Source organism: Shimazuella soli, assembly GCF_022511585.1.
GTDB classification, from domain to species: Bacteria; Bacillota; Bacilli; order Thermoactinomycetales; family Thermoactinomycetaceae; genus Shimazuella; species Shimazuella soli.
In genome coordinates, this window is the sequence record NZ_JAKWBN010000010.1 from 16,445 (window position 1) to 35,589 (window position 19,145).

The following is a 19,145-nucleotide window of genomic DNA, read 5'->3' on the forward strand; positions in this document are numbered from 1 at the left end:
TTATACATATATCTTATTCTACAAACTCTACAAACCCTTGTGTCCCATCCACACGTATGATTTGACCATCTTTTATCTTCTTCAACGCATCTTCTACCCCAACTACGGCGGGAATACCATATTCTCTCGCAACTACGGATCCATGTGTCATCAGTCCGCCTACCTCTGTGACCAATGCGATAGCAGATTGAAACAAAGGCGTCCACCCTGGATCTGTAAAGGGTGCTACCAGTATTTCTCCTTCATGCAACTGTGCTTCTTCTGGTTTATATACAATTCGAGCCTTTCCTTGTACAACACCAGCCGATACAGGTGTACCAACTAAGGCATTCTTTGGTAAATTTTCTAATTTTGATCTAGGGGTAACTGTTTCACCTTCACTTGTCATCACTCGTGAAGGAGTCCATTTTTGTTGCATAATGAACGCTTCTTTTCGATTTTTTATGGTTTGTGACAAATCCTCTATCTCTTCCCCCTTTACTAATTGAATGATTTCGGGAAGTGACAAATAATATACATCTTCACGATCCATGATTACTTTTTTCACTACTAAGTCATCTGCTTGCTTCATGATCACTTTTTTGCATTCATCTAATAGGGTAATGAGGAAATATTTATGGTGCTCTCGAAGCGCTCCTAAGTTACGGTATAATTTGATCAGTCTCTTCATGATTCGATAACGAATGGGATGACGTTTCAATTGTTGAAGCACTCTTATTTCCGTTTCTTTTGCTTGCTCTGCCCCTGATTGAAATTTTCTTCTATGCTCCCCAGTTTTTACACTTCTCATATGTCCCAAAATTGCTGGAACTAATAAAGTCGGCTTCTCTCTCCATCTAGGGTTTGTTATATCTATCTCACCAGGACATCTTTGGCCAAATTTCTCTATGAAATCATGAAACACCTGCTGAAACTGCTTTCCTCCTTCTATCTTATCTAATCCTGTAAAAAACGTAGAGTCATCAGCAGTTTGTAAATATTGCACTACATCAGGCAATATTCGTAATTGATCAGCTAAATCTCCAATTGCAAGTCCCATTTCACTTGTAATATTTCCATCATAAGATTGACTCAGTTTTTGTAAGGCTTGATCATCTTGAACCCAATCATGAAGATATTTCTTTAATAAGCCAGCTGTCAAAAGAAATGGAGCGATAAAGGGAAATAGATATTGAAAAATGGATAATAAAGAAGTAGATAATAATTTTTGCATTTTTACTAACTGTTCGTACCCCTCTAACCCTGTAAGAGACTCTTTCCATTCCGTATGTTGTTCTTGTATATAGATCTCAACTCGATTTTTTGCTAAAAAAGGATCTCTTCGAAATATATTTTGATAAACCTCTTTCACTACTGGGGAAATATTTTTTCTCACTGCTTTACCAATTTCTTTAGAAGGCGGAACAGCAGTAAAGTCGGGACGTTTTATTACTTCTTGAAGGGCAAGGCTCATCTTATTGTCCATATTGGATAAAATTTTAGGGATAATTTTCCTAACCAGTGAATATCGCAATATATCTGATGGATCTACAAATAGCCTTCCACCTGCTGGCAAAATGTACTTGCTTGTTGTACTTGCTTGTTCTTTTCCAAATGGAAAAAGCGTTTGAAAAATAGATATACCTAATGGCTTCATCGGTTCTGTCATCATTTGAATATGCCCAAAAGATAAAAAGACACGTAATGTTTCGGATTCTATCTTTGGCATGGGATACAAGGATGTAATCGGTCTGCTTTGAACCACAAAAAACTTTCCATCTTCTACACAGAACTCAATATCTTGCGGAAATCCAAAATGCTGTTCTATTCGGCTTCCAAGATCAGCAAGAGACAAAATCTGAGTATCAGATAGTACTTGTTGATTCTGCTTTTCTTCTGGTATATCGCTCTGTTTCGTCCCGCCATCTTCAAGCGATTCAATCATTATTTTTTTGGTTGAAATTTTCTTTGATATGACTTCTCCATGTTTTACTTTATATAAATCTGCTGTCACTAATCCCGATACAAGAGCCTCTCCTAATCCAAAGCTTGCATCAATAGAAGTCACCAGTCGATTTCCACTTACAGGATCAGCAGTAAAAAGAATCCCAGAAATTTCGGGATGAACCATGCGCTGTATTACTACAGACAAATAAACTTGACGGTGATCAAATCCATTTCTCGCCCGATAAGCAATGGCACGATCTGTAAATAAAGATGCCCAACACTTACGGATGGCATCTAACAAGGACTGCTCTCCTCGAATATTTAAATACGTATCTTGCTGTCCGGCAAATGATGCAGATGGTAAATCTTCGGCTGTAGCACTTGATCTTACTGCGTAGGTGTAGTTATCTCCAATAGATTTCCAAGCGTTTATGATTTCTTTTTGGAGAGTACTTGGAATCGCCAAACTCTCCATATGATCACGAATCCGTTTTCCTATATCTTTTATATCATCAAGATTATTTGCATTTACTTTTGTGCACTCCTTTAGCAGTGCTTCCATTTCAGAACTCGATTCAATAATGGATTGGTAAGCAAAAGTAGTTACACAAAAACCATCAGGTACAGGAAAACCAGCTGAAAATAAATCACCCAAATTAGCCCCTTTTCCTCCCACTTCCCCAATATTTTCGGCATGAATCTGTGCAAAAAATAAAATATTCGCACACATGAACTTCCCTCCAAAAAAAGCAATGTTTTTTCTTTACTTTAGCTCAAATCACCTACAAAGTAAAGTGAGTACTCACTTTTTACTGGCTTATTCCTTTCAGAGAATTATCCTTTCTTTCATCCTCCTGTGATTGACCATCAGGTCGATATGGGATAAAATAAATCTAGGAACCAATTGACCATATAGTCAATCAGAAAAAATCTCCAATCAATTGATTCATTTCTAAAAAAGAAAGAGGAATGAAAATGGAAAAAATCACGAGTAATGATTTTATCTCACCAGAATATATGAAAGATTTCGCTAAGTTCCACGAAAAAATACAATTTCAGGAGAAAGCCCTTGTTCCTATTGATGATTTCTTTGGTATGGGAAAAGCCTGGCTTGTACATCGTTACGATGATGCTCTTAGTATACTGAAGGACAAACGTTTTCTAAAAGATATGCGCAAGTTTCAGCCTCAGCAAATAGAGGAAGAAAAACTCCAAGAAAATACTTCTGTTAGTGTCTTAGTAGAATGGTTGAAAACGATGCCAAATATGCTTACAGTTGATCCTCCAGACCATACTCGCTTGCGTAGATTGGTGTCTAAAGCATTTACTCCTCGAATGATCGATGGTCTACAACCCCGAATACAAGAAATAGCAGATGAGCTATTGGACAAGGTAATGGATAAGAACACAATGGATCTCATCGAAGATTTTGCTTATCCATTACCTATTTTAGTCATTTCAGAGATGCTAGGAATCCCGAAAAATGACCGAAATCAGTTTCGAGGATGGACTCAAAAAATCGAAAAAGCTTCTTTAGATCCAAAACAAGCAGGAATGGTTGCTGCTGCACTTGAAGATTTTATTCGCTACATCAAAGCATTAATAAACGAGAAACGTAAATCCCCTAGGGACGATGTGATTAGCAGCTTAATAGAAGCATATGAAGAAGGAGATAAATTAAGCGAAAATGAATTAATTTCTACTATTTGGTTACTCATCACTGCTGGTCATGAAACCACGGCTAACTTGATCGCAAATGGGATGCTAGCACTCATGCAGCATCCCGAGCAAATGAATTTGTTGCGTCACAATCCTTCCCTGCTTTCAACTGCTGTAGAAGAACTACTACGCTATACTGGACCTGTTATGATTATCAATCGTATTGCTGGAGAAGATATAGCACTTCATGAACAAAACATTCGCAAAGGAGATAATATCGTTATTTCCATAGCTTCCACTAATCTAGATCTCAACAAATTTACCCATCCCGATGAACTAAACATTGCTCGAGATGAAGCGGAACACCTTGCTTTTAGTACGGGTATTCATCACTGTTTGGGGGCTCCACTGGCACGATTAGAGGGAAAAATCGCATTTGGTACCTTGCTTCGTCGATTTCCTCACCTACGATTAAATACGAAAATTGACCAGCTTCATTATCAAGCAAGTACCCTTCGTTCACTGGAAAAGTTACCTGTAACCTTCTAACTGTTGAAGAAGAACGGAAGACGACACTTCCGTTCTTATCTTTTTCCTTCTTGCACATCGATACTTGATTCAATATTTAGAGGTTGTTGCATAAATAAAATTGAACACTGGATAAAGTCGCTTGATGTGTGTGTTCTCCGCGTCTGTTGTTGAAAAAACACAAAGGACGCTTCACCCACCCGCATCTGCGCTTTTACGTTGAATAATGCAACAGGCTCTATTTAATTAATTATCTAAGTATTTGAATTCAATTTTTCATAGCTAGGTCACCTTGCAAATACAATTGCACACTATTGGCAAACTGGACAAAGCTTTTGTTACAATATCTTTATCTGTTTACATACCTGAAATAGATATAAAAACGAAAAGGGACATTCTTATGAAACTTTACTTTTTAGGAACGAGTGCAGGAGTACCCACAAATTTTCGAAATGTATCTTCTTTAGCACTCCTTTTACCAGAATACAATGGCGATATTTGGTTATTTGATTGTGGTGAAGCAACTCAACATCAAATTATGAAATCTCCTATTAAATTAAGTAGAATCAGTCGTATATTTATTACTCACTTGCATGGGGATCATATTTATGGTTTACCTGGATTACTCAGTACACGTTCTTTTCAGACAGAGTCTCCACTCACCATTTACGGACCAAGAGGAATCAAAGAATTTATAGAAGTTACCCTATCCATAAGTGAAACTCATTTAAGTCATCCAATTGACTATGTAGAGATACTAGATGAAATGACTTTAACTGAAAAACATTTTACGATTCGTATTAAACAACTTGAACACAGAATTACGTGTTTTGGATTTCGTATAGAAGAGAATGATAAACCTGGCAAACTGAATACAAAAAAACTACTGTCTCAAGGGATAAAACCTGGTCCCATTTTTCAAAAAATAAAACGTGGAGAACTTGTCATTTTGCCAGACGGGAGACAAATAGATGGGAAGCAATTCATAGATGCTCCTACACCAGGTAAAATAGTTACGATATTAGGAGACACGCTACCATGTCAAAATAGTATCATATTAGCTAGAAATGCTGATCTATTAGTTCATGAAGCTACACAACTTCATAAATTACAAAATAAAGCATCCCAATACTTTCATTCTACAACTATCGAAGCTGCCTTCACTGCCCAAAAAGCCGAAGCAAAACAATTAATCATAAACCACTTGAGTCCTCGTTACCATGAAGTAATGGAAGATGATTTGATAGAAGAAGTGAGAAGCATCTTTCCAAATGCCCAAATAGCAAACGAACACCAATTCTATGAAATTTAATAGACTCAAAGCGGCACAATAGATGGGAAAAATTGCAAAGAAGGCACAGAATCTAATTTTAATTTCCTATCGGCCCTAAAATGAGACTTTAAACGAATGAGCAAAATGACATTCTGATCAATGATAGATTATTTAGAATAGAAGGAGCGTATCAACGCTGTTGGTTCCTATAGGCACGGGGAGTTATGCCAACGATTCGTTTGAAATAACGATAAAAATGACTTTGATCAAAAAAGCCAACCTCATGGGCAATTTCTCCTATGCTTAACTCCGGCTGTTCGAGAAGTTGTTTGGCGTGATCGATACGGATTTTAATCAGATACTGATGAGGAGTGAGATGGGTTGCTTCTTTAAAGAGTCGAACCAAGTGCGAAGAACTGATGTGAACGGCTGTGGATAGCTCTTCTAGTGTAAAATTCTTCTGGTAATAGGCATGTAAGAATTCGAGAATTCGGTTGATTTGTTGTTTGGAGATCACATCGGGTTGGGAGGTATCTATCTTTTTAGCTGTGTAATTTTGTAGCAAATGAATCCCCAAAAGGTTAGCTAAAGAGTCAAAATAAAGCGTTCCATTAGGAGCTCCTTTTCTAAATTCATCAAGAAGCCATTGACTAATTTGAAAGATTTTAGAATCGGGTTGGTGGAAAGAATGTTCGAGTTCAATTTGCTGATGGTAAGAAAAATTGGTTTGATCTGCAATTTGATGTAAAAATGATGAGTGAATTTCCAATCGCAAAAAAGTAAGGTCCCGATCCCAAGCACAAAAACTTTCTTCACCTGATGATAAAACGTTTATTTCACCTGCATGTACATATCCTTCGTATTGATAGCGGTCTGCAGATTCTCTCATTTTCACTGGTTGTGGAGTCATATGAACAACAATTAAATGTTTGTCCATCGGAGGTGCATAGGCTTCTTGAGGTTTAACCTGTATCCACTGCGAAAATTCAATATTTTTCCAACCTAATTCTTCACAGTGTAAAACGGGTTTCCCTATCATTTGTATCTCAGTTGGCTTTCTCTGAGATGAATTCTGTAATGAGTGGTCGTTCATAATCTACTCGCTCCTCTATATCTAGATCGAAGGTTGAGACTTTAGCAAAGAGATATGCCTGACCGCATCAATTGTATCAAAAATGTTTTTAATTCTGTATATAATATATTTTCTATTATGAGCACAAAAAAATGACCCATTCAAAAGAATAGGTCATTTGGTTCCATTTTATCTGTTGTGGAGGTGGCGTTGGAACCACTCATGGATATAGTCAATAGCCTGATCTACATAGAGATCTTGATCATATAAATCGATATGGTTCGTGGTTTCAATCCACTGGATGGCTTTGGTGGTGGATAGATGATCGAAAAATTGTTGAGCACCTTCAGGGGTGCAATACAAATCTTGTGTACCATGAACAACCAGTGAATCTGCCCTGCAAAATCTAGAGAGTTAAGATGAAGAAACTCTTCAAAACTCATGACAGCAAAACGATTGATATAATGAGGAGAAACTCCTCGATCTGTTCCATAATAGGCATAAGGTTCATCGCCTGGCATTGCCACTTCTGTCTCATTGGAATCGCTTGAAACGGACGGGATGTATACCACTTCACCAGTCTGTTCATACTTTTCTTGAGCTTGTTTGGAAAGTTCGATCTTGTGTTGATAACCTTCTTCACCTAACCATGCACGAACCACCTTTGGGTCATGATAAAAACCAGCCACTGTCACTAAACTTTTGATTCGCTGATCCAATGCTGCCGTTTTCGACATAAAACCGCCGCCAGCGCAAATTCCAACTGCCCCTAACCGATCAGCATCAACATCTTCTCGTGTTAACAAATAGCTCACAGCATTTTGTAAATCCTCTACTTTTTTTGCAGGAGCTTCGAGTTGTCTTGGCTCACCTTCACTTTCACCGTAGTAACGATGATCAAAAGTAAGTGTCAAATAGCCCAAATTAGCGAGCTTTTTAGCATATATCTCTACTACTTGATCTTTCAATCCTGTCATGGGTCCTTCAAAGAGCAAGGCAGGGTATTTTTTATTAGCGGAGTAATGTTCGGGATAAAAGATTTGACCCGCAATCCTGAGTCCATCAGAAATAAAAGAGACTTTTTCTATATTCATGTTGTTTCATTCCTTTGTTTGATAGATCTATGAAGGATTGGCTAGGTTGAGAATGTTTTGGTTCCCAGAAGCCCAACGTGCAGTCATCGTGATTTCAGAAATGTTCCAAGCTTGATTTTGCTTTATGAGAGTAAATGTATAGGTTCCACCTAATACCCATTGGTCTTCACCAAATGAATTGGGGTATTCATGCATCGCATGGAAATAGGCGCGGCAAATGGCTTTCTGTTCGTTAGTAAACTCAACGATATGATTGGAAATGTAGTGTTGAGTAATCTTCAATGGAGTCAGTGATTGGTTCCAATTAGCTACCAATGCGGATGCCGGCACGGTACCTGGTTCTCCACCAGCCAATGAGGTATAATCGACTCTTACTTCTTCCGTAAATAAATTGGTTAGTGCATCCCATTCGCGATGATCCGCATAATAGGCAAACTTTGCAATAGTCTCCTTGATCTCTATCTTATCTAGCGTTTTTGTATGTTCATTTGACATGTTGATAGCTCCTCTACTATATTTTGACTTCTTATCTTTCACCAGGCAATCGGTTGACGATTGCGAAAAAATCCGCCTGTTGGCCCATTTTGATCGAGTGTTGCAAGCCAAACAATGGTATCTGCTCCATCTTCTATACTGACAGGAGCATTCGGTCCTCCCATATCCGTGCTCACCCATCCAGGGCAGACAGCGTTCACTTTGATCGAAGTTCCTCTGAGTTCGTCTGCTATAATTTTGGTTACAGCGTTGAGTGCAGTTTTCGAAATACGATACACCCCTGTTCTCCCTCTCATGCTACTCATAGCTCCATAACCAGAACTTACATTGACAATCCGTCCACTAGGTTGTTTTTTCATGATAGGAACTAGAGTCTGGATCAGTTGCAAAGGCCCCATAAAATTAGTTTCCATCGTTTTCCGTACAACATCTGCCTCTGTGGTTAACAGCGACATACCTTCATCTAGATAAATACCTGCGTTATTTACAAGTACTTCCAACTTTCTAGATGATAGGGTTGTGGCAAGTTGTTGAATCTGTACTGAATTCGTAACATCCAACGGGCTGTATTCTACTTCTAATCCAATAGCTCTAAGCTTCTCTACAGCCTGTTGTCCTTTGTGCATATCTCGCGAAGAAAGGATGACTTGATATCCTTTTTGAGCCAATTGACGACAAACTTCGAAACCGATTCCTCGATTCCCTCCAGTCACCAAAGCTACCTTCTTTTCCATACCGTTAAATCACCTCCATCACGTTTTGTTTTACAGTTTCTATCTTAAAAAAACTGCTAGGTCGAATATTGTACAAAACTACTCTTTTTTTTGTACAATTCATTTTTATAAGCATTTTCGATAGCTGGAAAGCGAAATTGTACAATGAAAAACAGAGAATTGTACAAGATAGCCTCTTCTTCCTATCTTATACTCAGATTATCAAAACACTCATCTTTCAATAGAACGAAGGGGCATAATAATATGAAAACAGGAATGATATATTTACGATTAACATTTGTTGCTATTTTTTGGGGATTAAGTTTTAATGCAGGACAATTGGCTGTGGAGATCATGTCTCCGCTTACGGTGACGGCTTGGCGCTTTATTATTGCCACAATCATAATGGTCTCTCTTCTATGGATCAAAGAACCACCAACCAAGAAGTTACTCAAAATGAATTGGAAAATGTATGTGATGTTAGGAGTTGTGGGAGTATTCGTCACCAATTCTTTCCAATTTTACGCACTCAAATTTACATCACCGTTGCATCCATCACTGATCATGGCAACTAATCCAATGGTTACAGCGATTTTTGCATTCTTTCTATTGCAGGAACGGTTACGCCTCGCACAGCTATTGGGAATGGTTTTATCTATCGTTGGAGTGGTTTATGTTATCACCAACGGTTCGTTCCTATCGACTTTTCAAAGCGTAAACCTCGGTGATCTCTTGGCAATGGGAGCCAATATCACATGGGCTTTGTATGCTGTTTTAGGGAGAAAATTTTTAAAAGATAGTTCTTCCTTAGCTACGACGACTTACACCATGGCAGTCGCAACTCTCTGTCTGTTACCCTTTGTTTCCCTGCAGCATGCAGCTGTATCGAGTCAAACGCTCTGGATCGGTTGGGGAGCTATTGCTTTCATGGGAACCTGCGGTGCTGTGTTGACCTTTTTATGGTGGAATCAAGGGGTTGCTACCATTGGGGCAAGTAAAACTTCCGTCTTTTTTAATCTTGTACCTGTCGTCACTTTGCTCGCTTCTGTAGCAATGGGACAACACATTGGAATTACGCAAGTGATAGGAACGGGACTGGTGATTATTGGTGTATTTATTTCATCGATGAATCGATCCTCCATGGCCTAGTGACAGATGAAGTTGGGAGCCAAGCACCAGAGGGGCATCAACCCTTCGGGCAAAATGGCCGACTAATCGGCGGCCTAAACTCCCACAGAACAATGAGTCTGGGTTTGGTTCCAATTGGAATTTGAACTTGTAAAGCCTTTTCCCAACCACTTCGTGGATAAATATATCAAAATCATATAAAGTATCTACGTAACTATGTAAGATTTGATCTAACAATACGCCGAAAAACAAATATCTACTACTGATATGAATCTCAAAAGTTGGATTTATTGGCCCAACTTTTGAGGTTTAATACATACTTTATTGTTGATACTTGTTTCTATCACTGTATAATTATTGCATGGATGAAGTTAAAAGCTGTATGACTAATTTCATCGACTATAAATTCTTACGAACTACATTTAATACCAAATTCTACCTATTACTTACTTATTGCTTGACTTTCACCTACAATCGGTCTTCCCCAACCCCATTTTTCTCCAATATTTATCTGACAAACTTGAATAGTCCCCGCATCAAACTCCACTATATGTGCTGCCTCTTCATAGTAACCTCCATACTGGTTTGGTGTTACGTTCCTTTCTAATGCAATAATAACTCCATTCTGATTTAAATAGACGATATCAATCGGGAATTTCATTTGAAACGTATGAACCATTCTTCCCCCCATGAGAAACAATCCACTACCAGCTGAATTTCGTCCAAGGAGCCCTTTCGACAGTTCTTTTTCCGTTAGGGCTAATTCTGCTCTTCGAAAAAAGATATGTGATCGATAAACATCTATCCATTTTTTCAACTCTTTTCCTCCAACTAGAAATTTTGAATAGTAAAAAATTATGATCTAGTCGCCAGCTATCCTCATGTGTCAATCTTTGTTTACATTATATTTTCTAATCCATTTATTTCTTGTGCATTGGAGTATATCGTTTAACCACTTCGCAAATGAACTGCAAATAAAAAGAGAGCGGGATAAACCCTGCTCTCCATAATTTTATGCAAATTCACTTATCAAACGATCAAATTGGTCCTCTGTTAAATTTAGATCTTGTTTAACAAGGGCTTCTTCTTTATAACCTTTTATTAATTCTTCATAGGAAGGTCTTTCAGAATTTTGATAGATAATTCCAGTAACAAGACCATTGTGTTCCATCAAGGTTTGCATTGCTTTTCCACGGTTTGATGGATCATATCCTTCAATATCATCTAGACTAGTAAGATTTTGTTTAAACCAATCGTACGTGTTGATTTTGTTGTAAGTCACACATGGGCTGTAAACATTGATCAACGAGAAACCTTTATGTTTAATACCTGCTTCGATTACAGCAGTCATTCCTTTTAAATCACTGGATACCGTTTGTGCTACGAAACCAGCTCCTACTGTTAGTGCCATTTCCATTGGAGAAATCGCAGCTTCAATGGAACCATTTGGTGTACTTTTCGTTTTAAATCCCATCTCCGAACGTGGAGAAGTTTGACCTTTGGTAAGACCATAGATTTGATTGTCCATTACAATATAGGTGATATCCACATTACGGCGAATGGCATGAACCGTATGTCCCATACCGATCGCAAAGCCATCACCATCTCCACCAGAAGCAACTACAGTTAGATCTCGATTGGCGAGTTTCAAACCTTGAGCGATTGGTAGAGAGCGACCATGAACACCATGGAATCCATAGGAATTCACATAACCTGCAATCCGACCAGAACAACCGATACCGGAAACGATAGCAACTTCTTCAGGTTCCTTACCTAAGTTTGCAAACGCGCGTTGCATAGAGGCCAAAACCGTAAAGTCACCACAACCAGGACACCAGTTAGGTTTCACTTTGTTGCGGAATTCTTTAAACGTTGCCATGAACCAACAGCTCCTTACACTCTTTATAAATTTCCATAGGCAAGAATGGGTTTCCGTCGTATTTGCCAACGTGAACCAATTTTTCAGCCATACCTACATTCATTTTAATGAGTGAGGTCAGTTGTCCAGTAGCATTGTTTTCTACGACAATTACTTTTTTCGCTTTTTCCATTTGCTCTTTTAATTGTTCGGTTGGGAAAGGCATCAATTGACGGATATGAGCATGATTTACTTTTAATCCATCTGCTTCTAAACGACCCATTGCCTCTTGGATGGTTCCATAAGTAGAGTTAATTCCAACAATCAAGATATCTGCATCTTCATGACGTGTATCTGCATGAATTGGATTTGGGAAAGATAAGTTAGTCAATTTGGACAATCGTTTGTCCATCATTTTTTTACGGTTGACAGCACCTTCAAATGGACGCCCTGATTCATTGTGCTCCACACCAGTCACATGATGGAGGCCATGTTTTTTCCCAGGAAGAACACGACGAGACACGCCATCTTCACTGAATCCATAGCGCGGGAATAACTCTGAATTTTCAAGTTCCGGTAATTCCTCTTCATCCGTAACCAATTTTCCACGACGAATCTCAATTTTACTATAATCTAGTGGTTCTACGGTTTGTTTGCCGAGAGACAATGCCAAATCTGTAACAATGATTACAGGACATTGATACTCTTCAGCGAGGTTAAATGCTTCAATCGTATCATAGAAACATTCTTCCACTGAACTTGGTGCAATAACGATTTTAGGTATTTCACCATGTGTGCTATAAAGCATAGCAAGAATATCACTTTGTTCCTGTTTAGTTGGAAGTCCTGTACTTGGACCACCACGTTGTGTATCTATAATTACAACAGGTGTTTCGGTCATGCCTGCAAGACCTATAGCTTCTGTCATTAAAGATAGCCCAGGTCCAGCGGAAGCTGTCAATGCACGCACACCGCCATAGTTTGCACCAATTGCCATTGTGATTGCAGCAATTTCATCTTCTGTTTGTACTACAGTTCCACCAAATTCAGGCAAACGACGGATTAAGTATTCCATGATTTCAGAAGATGGAGTAATCGGGTAAGCCGCCATAAGTCTTGCTCCACCAGCAACCGCACCAAAAGCGATAGCATCATTACCAATCATATATAAACGTTTCTTTCCATCAGATGGTGCTAAGCTGAAGTCTTTGATAGAAAGATTGGTAGCTTCGTTTTTGACATACTCAATTCCTCTTGTGATTGCATCCATGTTTTTATCAATCACTTGTTGTCCTTTTTTCGCAAATCTATCTGTTAAAACTTCACGGAATGATTCAACAGAAATACCTAGTAGCGCTACAGATGCACCAACAGCTACCATGTTTTTCATTTGAGCCATACCAACTTCTTCAGCAATCTTTGTAAATGGCACTGCAATTAAATGTGCCTTGATGCCTTCTGGAACAGTAGGATTAAATTTTGCGTCAGCTAAAATTACACCACCGTCTATTAGTTCATAAGAATTTAAATCAATCGTTTCTTGGTCAAATGCAACTAAAATGTCTAGATCATCTGAAATAGAGCTGGTAGGTTCTGTGCTAATACGAATTTTCGTATTGGAGTGGCCACCTTTAATACGGGAAGAAAAATGACGATACCCAAATAGAAAGTAGCCTTGGCGATTGAGTACTGTAGCTAAAGTTTCCCCAGCACTATCAATCCCCTCTCCCTGCTGTCCGCCTACTTTCCAGGAAAGCTGGTTAATCATGAACTCATCTCCTTTAATACTTCACGCCAAACAATCATCTGGAGAAATTCCCAGATGTGCATCAATAATGCTTATTCATTCGTTTATTATGGTAAATTAACAAACACTAACTATTGCCTTTTCTAATTCTATTCCTGTGTAATAGAAATTGCAATAAGCAATCTTATCTTAGTGAATTTTTATAAAAATAGAGTGCGTTACGGTAAGTCCATTTATCTACTAATGACTTTGGAAAATATCGACTCAAGACACGGTAAAAAGATGGTAAGTCAAAAGCATTACTCAATCCATATAGTTTATTCTCCATCCCATCGAAGTCAGAACCAAAAGAAAGATGATCCTCTCCTCCCAAATATTGGATATGTTCAAGATGAAACAACAAATGTTCCATTGTTGCCTCTTGATAAGGATGAAACACAAATTGAGGGACATATGTAATTCCAATTAAACCATTCAACTCGATGATTGTTTTAATCTGATCATCTGTCAAATTCCTAGGATGATCACAAATTTTCCGGCAATTGGAATGGGATGCCATAACTTTCACGTCTGGAATAGATACAACATCCCAAAATCCTTGCTCGGATAAATGAGAAACATCTACAATCATCCCGAGTCTTACCATTTCCTTCACAAATTCCTTACCAAAATTAGTAAGACCACCATTGCGGGTCTCCTTACAACCATCTGCAAGGGCATTCGCACAATTCCAAGTTAAACCTATTTGTCTTACTCCCAATCGATAAAATAAACGCAAGATAGAAAGATCTTTGCCCACCGCTTCTCCACCTTCGAGAGAAAGTACAGAGCGAGTCTTTTCTTCTATTTTGTTTCCATTTCTGCATGATAAAAGAGGAACAAAAGGTTCAACGTTTTGGTAAAACAAATCAATTTGTTTAAGAGCAACTCCTAATTTACCAGTTTGGGGGATATGATCTGGGACAAAAATAGCAAAATTTTGAAGAAATACATTGCTATATTTTAAAGAGTTATAAGAAACATCTAAAGGAGAATCATCCGAAAGAAATAAATTTTCTTGTGGTTGTTTATTAGAAAAAAAAGAACAATCCTCCTTTACCCGTTTCCAAAGCTGATAGAGTACATCACAGTGATTATCTATCCAATACAAACCCTCACCCCCCATATATAAAGAAAAAACCTGCTACATGACATAACAGGTTTAAACGTTTATCGAGGTTCCACAATTAATTTTATCGCCGTGCGTTCTTCACCATCGATGACAATGTCGGTAAAGGCAGGGATGCAGATGAGATCAATTCCACTTGGAGCAACAAATCCTCGTGCGATTGCAACCGCTTTAACAGCTTGGTTTAGTGCACCTGCGCCGATAGCTTGCATTTCGGCTTGACCTCTCTCACGCAAAACACCAGCAAGTGCACCTGCGACGGAATTGGGATTCGATTTTGCTGAAACTTTTAATACTTCCATGAATGTACCTCCTCGATGGTTGGAGTAAGTCCACTCCTATCATATTCGACTAAAGTGTAAAAATTCCTTCTTAAAAAAGTAGACAGAACTGAAATAATCCAAATAAAATTATTTTAATTTAACCAAGGTCTGTCATTATCAATACGAATTCTCTTCATTTTTTTTGTTCGTTTATTTGAAGTATCGAAATCAATTAAAACTCCTTGCAACATAAATCCTTCTTTTGATACCTCAAATCGAACCGGAAGTTGCGTTACAAATCTTCTTACAACAGCATCAACCTCCATTCCGATTACTCCATTATAAGGACCTGTCATTCCAATATCCGTTAAATAACCGGTACCTTTTGGTAAGATTCTTTCATCTGCTGTCTGTACATGTGTATGCGTTCCAACCACAGCTGATACCCTCCCATCTAAATACCATGTAAGTGCTTGTTTCTCAGATGTAGTCTCTGCATGCATATCCACTAAGATATAAGGATTTCCTGATATACGATTTAAAATATTATCTGCTGTTCGAAATGGACAATCCAATGAGCTAGCAGCATATGTTCTGCCCATAAGGTTGATAATTACAACTTTCCCTTTTGTTGTGGAAATGATTGTATACCCTCTTCCTGGTGTTCCCTCCGGGTAATTAGCCGGCCGAATAATTCTCTCCTCATCCTCAATAAAATCAAAGATTTCAGATTGCCCCCATGTGTGATTGCCCATTGTCACGCAATCAATCCCTAAGGAAAGAAATCCTCGATAAATATCTCTAGTGATTCCTCTACCATTTATAGCAGCATTCTCTCCATTGACCACAACAACATCAGGTTGATAGGTTTGTCTTAATTCGGGGAGGTATGTTCGAAGTGTATCTTGACCCACTTTACCGACGATATCTCCAATCATTAATAATCTCATGTGTTTGATATCCTCTTTCTATCCACTAAAACTTTTTATTCGTTTATTTTATGAAAAAAATAAAGCGGCGCAGAGGCCACTTTATTTTGCATACTCAACTGATCGAGTCTCCCGAATTACAGTTACTTTGATATGTCCTGGATAATCTAGTTGATTTTCAATTTGTTTGGTTATTTCTCTGGCTAATCGAGTTGCCTCAGCATCATCTACTTCTTCAGGTCGTACAATAATTCTACATTCTCGACCGGCTTGGATAGCATATGATTTTTCTACACCATCAAAAGACTCACAGATCGCTTCTAATTTCTCCAGACGACGGATATAGGCCTCTAATGTTTCCCTTCTAGCCCCTGGTCTGGCAGCTGACAGAGCATCAGCAGCTCTTACAAGAACTGCAATAACGCTTTCTGCTTCAACATCACCGTGATGGGAAGCAATACTGTTGATAACGACTGGATGTTCATGAAACTTTTTGGCTAACTCTACTCCAATTTCCACATGAGAACCTTCGATTTCATGGTCAATTGCCTTTCCAACATCATGAAGCAATCCCGCACGCTTTGCTAGATGAATATCTTCTCCTAACTCAGCAGCTAAAAGCCCACTGAGATAAGCCACTTCCATGGAATGTTTCAATACATTTTGACCATAACTCGTTCGAAATTTAAGACGTCCAACGATTTTTATAAGGTCTGGATGCAAACCGTGTACCCCTGTTTCAAATGTAGCTTGTTCACCATATTCACGAATTCTCTCATCCACATCACGACGAGCCTTTTCAACCATTTCTTCAATTCTGGCTGGGTGAATTCGACCATCAGCGACTAATTTTTCCAACGCAACACGCGCAACTTCTCGACGAATCGGGTCAAAACCGGACAAAATTACAGCTTCTGGAGTATCATCGATAATCAAATCAATTCCAGTTAGTGTTTCTAATGTGCGTATATTTCGCCCTTCACGACCTATGATCCGTCCTTTCATCTCATCGTTTGGCAAAGTAACTACAGACACAGTTGTTTCTGCTACATGATCAGCTGCACAGCGTTGAATAGCGAGAGATAGAATATTTCTAGCTTTCTTATCTCCTTCTTCAATCGCTTGTTGCTCCATTTCTTTAATGAGTTGGGCAGTCTCATGGCGCATTTCATCTTCTACACGTTTCATAATGATTTGACGGGCTTCTTCAGTTGCTAAGCCAGAAATACGTTCCATTTCTTTGACCCCAGCTTCTTTTAAATCCTCTATTTCTTTTAAATGTGTGTTTATCGTATTCTCACGATCATTTAGTTCACTTTCACGTTTTTCTAGATTTTGTTGTCTCACATCGAATGTTTCTTCTTTTTGAACGATTCTTCGTTCCATCCGAGAGAGTTCGTTTCGCTGTTCACGTATTTCCTGTTCTGCTTCGCTTCGCAATCGGTATACTTCATCTCGTGACTCAAGGATTTTTTCCTTTTTCATAGCCTCTGAATCATGTCTAGCTTTCTCTAAAATCAGTTCTGCTTGTTTCTCAGCACTACCGATACGAGATTCAGCAATACTTTTCCGTAGCCAATATCCAGCAAATCCCATGATTAGCGAGGCGAACAGCAGCAGGATATGTCCTGTGTCTAGCACTGTAGTGTTCACCTCCCTTATTCTTTTATTTCAACCCCCACCACTATGATGAGGTTTTCTTACTATCAGAAGTGAGCTATTCCCAAAAAATCCAGAAATACTCTATTTCTTTAAGTAAGAGGCACGTAATTTTACCGTCCAATAGTAGAGATCAATCTACTATTTCCTGCATAAGCCAAACTTAGTTATGTTTTTCCTATCTTTGAAGATAAATTACCAATCTTGCAGTATTCTCACAAGACTACTTCAATACATGGGTGGTTTTAAAAACAAGACCGAATTACTCGGTCTACCGTTTTACCTTGTTGTTCATTTTGCACACATGCAACCGGTCAGGTGTATCTTAAGATGATAAAAATAAAAAGATACAGCTCAATTGTATTCGTTATGAAATCCCATTGTCAAGGCGACTAACATGCACCTCTGATTTTCCATCCTTTAGACGAACAAAAAAAGATTGGTCAGCTGATTCTGTTAAATGAATATTATGTGTCACAAATAAAATCTGACGATCGAAAGTCTCATGTACAGACTGTAAAAATTGTGTCATAGGTAAAATATAATCTTCACTTACATGTTTACCTGGTTCATCTAATAGAATCGGACCATTTAATCGAGGCCTTACTGTCTCCAAGAAAGCAATTCGAAGGGCAAGGGAGATAATATCCACTACTCCACCACCTCTAGCTTCTTGAGGTTTAGTTCGGATCGTTTCTTCATTCCATTTTGTAACAACATAGAACTCAGCTGTAGGATTTTTTTCTGCGGGTGATAGATCTATCTCAAAACGAAAAGAAGAACCAAATACGTATTGAAGTGCATTCGTAACTAATGTTTCCAATTGAGTTTTTGCTTGTTTACGTGCATATTCACCAGATCGTTGAAACAAAAGACGAACTTTGTCCAATAACTCTTGTTCTTGGCGTAGTTTCTCTTCTTGGTCAAGTAACTCCTGCTGCTCCTTCACAAGCATATCTTTTTTTGTTTTTCGACGAATCCATTCTTCTCTAGCTTCTTTTAATGTAAGATCCATCCTCTCAAATTGCTCAATGGTTTCCATCAGCAAGTAGCTCCTTAGGAAGTAATTGTTCTACTTCTTCTAATCCATCTTGAACTTCTTGCTCCAAACGACTTATTTCTTCTGTCAGTTGCTCTGGTTTTACTCCTAGTTGCTCCAACTCCATTAATATATCTCTTTCCTGTTTTTCCAGATTTTCTAGTTTTAATTCCGCTCTACGACGTAAATCTTTTGCTTCCTCAATTTTTGTTTTTATTTGCCTGATCTTCTCTTCCAGCTGCTGCATAATTACTTCCTCCTTCAAGTTCTTGTAATAAGTGTTGAATCAAGTGATCATTGATTTCTGACCCACAAATAGGACATTCTCCATGTTCCGTAAGTAAAGCTCCATATTCTTTTAACAAGCCTTGTAAAGTGTTGTTTACCTCAGCTATGCACTGATATCCTATTGCTATTCTTTTTCGTTTATCTGTTAAATCTACCAAATAAGTTTGTAGTTTTGCTAAAAGAGATAGTTTTGTTTCTACTTCTGGTAGATGAAGTTGCAAATTTGCTAGAAAACCTTCGTTGATTTTTAAATACTGTTCTACTTTTTGTTTCCTTTCACATGTATTTTCCCAAATCTGTTTCCAC

The 19,145-nt window shown here is 38.3% G+C and carries 17 protein-coding genes; 3 read left to right on the forward strand and 14 right to left on the reverse strand.

Annotation, left to right across the window (positions count from 1 at the left end):
* Positions 1-13 precede the first annotated feature (13 nt).
* A complete protein-coding gene (locus MK805_RS15940) occupies positions 14-2,656 on the reverse strand; it encodes a phosphoenolpyruvate synthase (protein WP_240876912.1) in 2,643 nt (880 codons plus the stop codon).
* Positions 2,657-2,901: 245 nt separating this feature from the next.
* Here MK805_RS15940 and MK805_RS15945 point away from each other — a divergent pair, with 245 nt between their 5' ends.
* Together MK805_RS15945 and rnz are read left to right on the forward strand one after the other, a co-directional pair.
* On the forward strand, positions 2,902-4,134 hold the full coding sequence (locus MK805_RS15945; RefSeq protein WP_240876913.1) for a cytochrome P450 family protein: 1,233 nt from the start codon (positions 2,902-2,904) through the stop codon (positions 4,132-4,134).
* 379 nt (positions 4,135-4,513) lie between these two features.
* The gene (gene rnz / locus MK805_RS15950; RefSeq protein ID WP_240876914.1) at positions 4,514-5,425 is read left to right on the forward strand and encodes a ribonuclease Z; all 912 of its coding nucleotides are present in this window, start codon (positions 4,514-4,516) and stop codon (positions 5,423-5,425) included.
* Positions 5,426-5,576: 151 nt separating this feature from the next.
* Here the strand turns inward: rnz and MK805_RS15955 are convergent, their stop codons facing one another.
* The 4 genes from MK805_RS15955 to MK805_RS15970 form a co-directional block, all read right to left on the reverse strand.
* Positions 5,577-6,479, reverse strand: a complete 903-nt coding sequence (locus MK805_RS15955) for an AraC family transcriptional regulator (protein ID WP_240876915.1) — start codon at positions 6,477-6,479, stop codon at positions 5,577-5,579.
* A gap of 224 nt (positions 6,480-6,703) precedes the next feature.
* Complete coding sequence (locus MK805_RS15960) at positions 6,704-7,552, reverse strand: alpha/beta hydrolase (protein WP_240876916.1); 849 nt, start codon at positions 7,550-7,552, stop codon at positions 6,704-6,706.
* 27 nt (positions 7,553-7,579) lie between these two features.
* Positions 7,580-8,047, reverse strand: coding sequence for a nuclear transport factor 2 family protein (locus MK805_RS15965; RefSeq protein WP_240876917.1), 468 nt, complete (start codon positions 8,045-8,047; stop codon positions 7,580-7,582).
* Positions 8,048-8,085: 38 nt separating this feature from the next.
* Positions 8,086-8,781 (reverse strand): SDR family oxidoreductase, encoded by a 696-nt coding sequence (locus tag MK805_RS15970; protein ID WP_240876918.1) that lies wholly within the window; start codon positions 8,779-8,781, stop codon positions 8,086-8,088.
* A 243-nt stretch (positions 8,782-9,024) separates the two neighbouring features.
* Between MK805_RS15970 and MK805_RS15975 the strand changes: the two genes are divergently transcribed.
* On the forward strand, positions 9,025-9,909 hold the full coding sequence (locus MK805_RS15975) for a DMT family transporter (RefSeq protein ID WP_240876919.1): 885 nt from the start codon (positions 9,025-9,027) through the stop codon (positions 9,907-9,909).
* A gap of 421 nt (positions 9,910-10,330) precedes the next feature.
* Here MK805_RS15975 and MK805_RS15980 read toward each other — a convergent pair whose 3' ends face one another.
* From MK805_RS15980 to MK805_RS16020, 9 genes are all read right to left on the reverse strand, one after another.
* On the reverse strand, positions 10,331-10,705 hold the full coding sequence (locus MK805_RS15980) for a DUF192 domain-containing protein (protein ID WP_240876920.1): 375 nt from the start codon (positions 10,703-10,705) through the stop codon (positions 10,331-10,333).
* A gap of 195 nt (positions 10,706-10,900) precedes the next feature.
* Complete coding sequence (locus MK805_RS15985; RefSeq protein ID WP_240876921.1) at positions 10,901-11,767, reverse strand: 2-oxoacid:ferredoxin oxidoreductase subunit beta; 867 nt, start codon at positions 11,765-11,767, stop codon at positions 10,901-10,903.
* Positions 11,754-13,514 carry a 2-oxoacid:acceptor oxidoreductase subunit alpha gene (locus MK805_RS15990; RefSeq protein ID WP_240876922.1) on the reverse strand — a complete coding sequence of 587 codons (1,761 nt, stop codon included), beginning with the start codon at positions 13,512-13,514 and terminating at the stop codon, positions 11,754-11,756. The genes MK805_RS15985 and MK805_RS15990 overlap by 14 nt, the downstream gene beginning before the upstream one ends.
* Positions 13,515-13,677: 163 nt before the next feature.
* Complete coding sequence (locus MK805_RS15995; protein WP_240876923.1) at positions 13,678-14,643, reverse strand: dipeptidase; 966 nt, start codon at positions 14,641-14,643, stop codon at positions 13,678-13,680.
* A 59-nt stretch (positions 14,644-14,702) separates the two neighbouring features.
* Entirely contained in the window at positions 14,703-14,963 is a 261-nt protein-coding gene (locus tag MK805_RS16000) for a stage V sporulation protein S (RefSeq protein ID WP_022737614.1), read from the reverse strand.
* Between the two features lie 113 nt (positions 14,964-15,076).
* Positions 15,077-15,874: a TIGR00282 family metallophosphoesterase gene (locus tag MK805_RS16005; RefSeq protein ID WP_240876924.1), complete on the reverse strand. Its 798-nt coding sequence runs from the start codon at positions 15,872-15,874 to the stop codon at positions 15,077-15,079.
* An 81-nt stretch (positions 15,875-15,955) separates the two neighbouring features.
* Positions 15,956-17,449 carry a ribonuclease Y gene (gene rny, locus MK805_RS16010; RefSeq protein ID WP_240876973.1) on the reverse strand — a complete coding sequence of 498 codons (1,494 nt, stop codon included), beginning with the start codon at positions 17,447-17,449 and terminating at the stop codon, positions 15,956-15,958.
* A gap of 430 nt (positions 17,450-17,879) precedes the next feature.
* Positions 17,880-18,554 carry an OLD family protein gene (locus tag MK805_RS16015; protein WP_240876925.1) on the reverse strand — a complete coding sequence of 225 codons (675 nt, stop codon included), beginning with the start codon at positions 18,552-18,554 and terminating at the stop codon, positions 17,880-17,882.
* The gene (locus tag MK805_RS16020) at positions 18,541-18,789 is read right to left on the reverse strand and encodes a hypothetical protein (protein ID WP_420833102.1); all 249 of its coding nucleotides are present in this window, start codon (positions 18,787-18,789) and stop codon (positions 18,541-18,543) included. Before MK805_RS16020 ends, MK805_RS16015 begins: the two co-directional genes overlap by 14 nt.
* Between the last annotated feature and the right edge of the window lie 356 nt (positions 18,790-19,145).

Coding starts and splice junctions, on each gene's coding strand:
- MK805_RS15940 (WP_240876912.1), bottom strand. CDS start 2,656: ATGTGTGCGAATATTTTATTTTTTGCACAGATTCATGCCGAAAATATT.
- MK805_RS15945 (WP_240876913.1), top strand. CDS start 2,902: ATGGAAAAAATCACGAGTAATGATTTTATCTCACCAGAATATATGAAA.
- rnz (WP_240876914.1), top strand. CDS start 4,514: ATGAAACTTTACTTTTTAGGAACGAGTGCAGGAGTACCCACAAATTTT.
- MK805_RS15955 (WP_240876915.1), bottom strand. CDS start 6,479: ATGAACGACCACTCATTACAGAATTCATCTCAGAGAAAGCCAACTGAG.
- MK805_RS15960 (WP_240876916.1), bottom strand. CDS start 7,552: ATGAATATAGAAAAAGTCTCTTTTATTTCTGATGGACTCAGGATTGCG.
- MK805_RS15965 (WP_240876917.1), bottom strand. CDS start 8,047: ATGTCAAATGAACATACAAAAACGCTAGATAAGATAGAGATCAAGGAG.
- MK805_RS15970 (WP_240876918.1), bottom strand. CDS start 8,781: ATGGAAAAGAAGGTAGCTTTGGTGACTGGAGGGAATCGAGGAATCGGT.
- MK805_RS15975 (WP_240876919.1), top strand. CDS start 9,025: ATGAAAACAGGAATGATATATTTACGATTAACATTTGTTGCTATTTTT.
- MK805_RS15985 (WP_240876921.1), bottom strand. CDS start 11,767: ATGGCAACGTTTAAAGAATTCCGCAACAAAGTGAAACCTAACTGGTGT.
- MK805_RS15990 (WP_240876922.1), bottom strand. CDS start 13,514: ATGATTAACCAGCTTTCCTGGAAAGTAGGCGGACAGCAGGGAGAGGGG.
- MK805_RS16000 (WP_022737614.1), bottom strand. CDS start 14,963: ATGGAAGTATTAAAAGTTTCAGCAAAATCGAATCCCAATTCCGTCGCA.
- MK805_RS16005 (WP_240876924.1), bottom strand. CDS start 15,874: ATGAGATTATTAATGATTGGAGATATCGTCGGTAAAGTGGGTCAAGAT.
- rny (WP_240876973.1), bottom strand. CDS start 17,449: ATGGGATTTGCTGGATATTGGCTACGGAAAAGTATTGCTGAATCTCGT.
- MK805_RS16015 (WP_240876925.1), bottom strand. CDS start 18,554: ATGGAAACCATTGAGCAATTTGAGAGGATGGATCTTACATTAAAAGAA.